The sequence below is a fragment of the Streptomyces sp. NPDC006510 genome, from assembly GCF_040611955.1.
In the GTDB taxonomy this organism is placed as follows: domain Bacteria; phylum Actinomycetota; class Actinomycetes; order Streptomycetales; family Streptomycetaceae; genus Streptomyces.
On the sequence record NZ_JBEXPH010000375.1, the window covers coordinates 1 to 3,558 of the forward strand.

2 protein-coding genes and 1 pseudogene are annotated in these 3,558 nt (G+C 71.9%); 1 reads left to right on the plus strand and 2 read right to left on the minus strand.

Annotated features, from left to right (window positions below; all coding sequences use genetic code 11):
• A pseudogene (locus ABZY11_RS43515) lies at positions 1–1,526 on the minus strand (hypothetical protein); the annotation flags it as partial.
• A gap of 237 nt (positions 1,527–1,763) precedes the next feature.
• Positions 1,764–2,852: an exo-alpha-sialidase gene (locus tag ABZY11_RS43520; RefSeq protein ID WP_356484474.1), complete on the minus strand. Its 1,089-nt coding sequence runs from the start codon at positions 2,850–2,852 to the stop codon at positions 1,764–1,766.
• A 204-nt stretch (positions 2,853–3,056) separates the two neighbouring features.
• Here ABZY11_RS43520 and ABZY11_RS43525 point away from each other — a divergent pair.
• Positions 3,057–3,558, plus strand: a 502-nt coding sequence (locus tag ABZY11_RS43525; RefSeq protein ID WP_356484475.1) for a cupin, incomplete at its 3' end; no start/stop codon positions are given.

The window sequence follows — 3,558 nt, forward strand, 5'->3', positions numbered from 1 at the left end:
CGTGCCGGGCCGGCCGAGGGCGCGCGCCGGTCCGAGCCGTCCAGCAGCGGGCGTACCCGGTCGTCGCCCGCGACGAACAGCCGGGCTGCCGCCGCGATGTACGTGGCTCCGGCGGCCTGTTGCCGAGTGGCGGTGAGCCGGGCCTTCTTGCCCGGGGTGCACACCGGGTCCGGAGTGTCGCCGTCCCAGAAGTCGTCGTCGGCGGGCGCCTCCGCCTGCCCCGGCGTCCACTCGCTGTTGAAGAAGTTGTGGTTGGCGCCGACCATGTAGACGGCGCTGTGCAGTGCGGCGCCGCGGCTGACGCCGCGTGTGCCGTCGACATAGATCTGGCCCTGGAGATCGGACACATCGCCGTCGCAGCCCGGCAGGATGGTCATGGACGGCACATCGGGAACGGGGTTCTGCCCGAAGATGGTGGGACCGATCAGGACGGTGCCGCGAATGCGCCAGCGCACCGGGCCCCGGTAGCCGTCCTGGTCCGCGGGCGGTCGGTAGAGGCTGTCGAGCGCGGCCCGGTTGACGCCTTCTCCGCCCCGGGAGTGGCCGACGAGCAGCACCTCGGACATGTCGGCCGACGGCGCGGCGCGCACGGCCGCGGGTGCCCCGGCCCGATTTCGGGACCAGTCCGCCCAACGGGCGAGGTGCAGCCGCACCAGGGACGAGCGGGCCTGGGCGCCACCGTCGTCGGCGACGTCGTCCTGCCCGTTTATCCCGTTGGCCGAGATGGACACCGTGACATAGCCCTGGGAGGCCAGGAGCTTCTGGTCGCGCAGATAGCCCCGATGGCTCGGCACCGGCTGCGTGCCCGCCTCGCAGGGCCAGGACATGCCCTGGTCGCCCTTGGCGTTGAAACACGTGTAGTGCCGGCCATGCAGGAACAGCGCGAGCGGCCGCCGTCCCGGCGCGCCGACCGGTGACACCACCGCGGCGCGCATCTCCACCGGGGCGGTGAAGCCGGGCAACCGCACCGACTTCAGGGCGTACTCACCGCTGACCGTCCGGTACTTGCCCGGTACTCCTGGGTCGACCGGGTTCGCCGGAAAGGGCGCCACAGGCTGCGCCGCCTCGGTGGTCCTGTGGGCGTCCGGGGCCCGCCGGGCTCCGGACGCGTCGAGACGCCGTCCGCCCGCCAGCGCCTTGAGGCTCGTCACCGGCCCGAGGCGTGCGCCGTCGAGCTTCAGCCGGAACGCACGCCGGTCCCGCGTGGCCACCGGCCGGCCCAGGAGCTTGTCCCCGGCGAAGAACTCGACCCGGGCATCGCCCATGGGCACCGGCTCGGGCGATGTCCAGACGAGCTGCTTGCCCGCTCCCGTACCGGTGATCCGCCAGCCTGCCGGCAGCCGGTCGTCCGGCCCTCCCCGCGATGCGGAGAAGGGTGCGGAGGATATGGAGGAAACAGAGGATATGGAATCGGCGGAACGCTGTGTGTGTGCCGGTTGCGGCGACGCGCGCGCCAGCTCCGGCCATCCCACGGTCAGGGTGAGTACCGCCAGTGCGGCGGTAACCGTGCGCGAGACACGGATCAAGGTGGTCCTCCTGGTCATCGGCCTTCTCGAACACCCCAGAGATTCCTGGGGCCCCCGCTCCCGGAGGACGGAGAGCGAAGCCCAGGGGTTGCCTCGGACCGCGTCACGCTGCGCGGAACTGCTGCTTCGGGGGGACGAGTTGGACCGATGGCCAGTCGGAGCGGGCCAGGTGCCGGCACACCGCCGGCCGGGGTACCGGAAGGTCAGGTGCCGGCCATGCCGAGCGGCCGGCGGTGGTCAGGCGTCGAGCACCGCCGCCCGCACGCACAGGACGTCCGGCAGATGCGAGGCGAGTTGCTGCCAGCTGTCCCCGTCGTCCGCGCTCGCGTACAGCTCGCCGTTGCGATTGCCGAAGTAGACCCCCGCAGGGTCGGCGTCGTCCGTGCAGAGCGCGTCGCGCAGCACCGTGCCGTAGTGCGTCTCCTCGGGCAGGCCCGTCGACAGCGGCTCCCAGGTGCGGCCCGCATCGCCGGTGCGGAACACCCGGCAGCGGTGCTCGGCGGGCACTCGGTCGGCATCGGCGTTGATCGGGAAGATGTACGCGGTGTCCGCGCGGTGCGGATGCGCGGCCGCGGCGAATCCGAAGTCCGAGGGGAGCCCCTGCCCGATGTCGGTCCAGTTGTCCCCGGAGTCGTCGCTCCGGAACACACCCCAGTGGTTCTGGAGATAGAGCCGGTCGGGATCGACAGCGTCCCTCGCCACCTTGTGGACGCACTGACCGAACTCCGGATCCGGGTCGGGGAGGAAGACCGCGGACACCCCCTTGTTGGACGGGGCCCAGCTCGCACCGCCGTCCTTGGTCCGGAACACCCCGGCCGTGGAGACCGCGACGGTCACGGCGCGGGCATCCCTCGGGTCCGTCAGGATGGTGTGCAGCCCCTCGCCGCCCCCGCCGGGCTCCCATTTCGAACGCGTGGGGTGCTCCCACAACGGGCGGACCAGCTCGAACGACTCCCCGCCGTCCTCGGAGCGGAACAGTGCGGCGGGCTCGGTCCCCGCGTACACGACGTCGGGCGCCTCGGGGCCCGCCGGATGCAGCTGCCAGACCCGCTCCAGCGAGGTCTCGGTGAACCGGGGGAACTTCACGGCTGGTTGTTCCGGCTCGACCCAGGTCCTGCCCAGATCGTCCGAGTGGAAGACCGACGGTCCCCAGTGCGCGCTGTCACCGCCGACCAGGAGGCGTGGGACCTGCCTGCGGGTGTCGATGGCGATCGAATAGATCGCCTGGGCATTGAAATGCGGCCCGTCGAACTCCCACGCGCCGCCGCGCCTGCGGCCGATGAAGAGTCCCTTGCGGGTGCCCACGGTGAGCAGTACGTCGGTCATGGCCGAACCTCCCGAAACGCCGTTGTGTCGGATAGGGGCCAGTCTGCACCCGAGCACTGACAGAGGCCCGCAGGGCAGCCCGTGACACCCGGGACCTGTTGCGTCCACGGTCCGCGCGGGTACGGTGCAGCAGACGTAGAAAGCGCTTGCCAATCCGCATGCGAAACCGCTGCGGCCGCATGGCAGAGAGACCGAGGAGCAACTGTGCCGACCTTCGAAGGGTTGCCCGGCGCCGTGGCCGTGTCGCACCTGCGGGTGTACGACTGGCCCACCGCGGACGGACTGCGCGGCGGGACGCCCCATCTCCACCTCACCTGTTCCGAGGGGTACGTGGTGGTCGGCGGCAGGGGCTCGGTGCAGACCCTCACCGCGTCGGGATTCCGGCAGACGCCACTGGCACCGGGCGCGCTGGTGTGGTTCACGCCGGGCACGATCCACAGGCTCGTCAACGAGGACGGGCTGCGCATCGTCGTCCTCATGGAGAACAGCGGGCTGCCGGAGGCGGGCGACGCCGTACTCACCCTGCCGCCGGATCGCCTGGCAGACCCCGATGTCTACCGGGCGGCGGCAGCCCTGCCCGTCGACGGCTCGGAAGCGGATCAGGAACGGGCCGCCCGCGCCCGCCGCGATCTCGCCGTCGAGGGCTTTCTCGCCCTGCGCCGGGCCACCGAGGCGGGCGACCCCGAGCCGCTCGCCGCGTTCCACC